The 254-nt window shown below is 64.2% G+C and carries 1 protein-coding gene; it reads left to right on the top strand.

Features of this window, described 5'->3' with window-relative positions:
* Positions 1–254 (top strand): alpha/beta fold hydrolase (locus tag SB764_RS42510; RefSeq protein WP_410867108.1); only part of this gene is annotated, 254 nt, incomplete at both ends.

Raw genomic sequence — 254 nt, 5'->3', positions numbered from 1 at the left:
CTGCATCTCGGTCAGCCTCAGCCATTACTGGCCAGCGGGCGAGGCTTGCATTCAAGGAGAATTCGGCTGGGAAACGCACGTCGCGGAACTCGCCGAGTTCATTGCCGCAATGAACCTCGCGCCGGTGCATCTGGTCGGGCACTCGCGAGGAGGGTGCGTGGCATTCCACGTGGCGCGCGAGTATCCGCGGCTGGTGAAAACGCTGACGCTCGCGGATCCGGGTGGCCCGTTGCAAATCGACGGGATGTCGGCAG

The sequence above is a fragment of the Paraburkholderia sp. SIMBA_027 genome, from assembly GCF_046535315.1.
Classification (GTDB): domain Bacteria; phylum Pseudomonadota; class Gammaproteobacteria; order Burkholderiales; family Burkholderiaceae; genus Paraburkholderia; species Paraburkholderia tropica.
The sequence above is the reverse complement of the archived record's forward strand: the minus strand, read 5'-3'. Positions and strand labels throughout refer to the sequence as shown.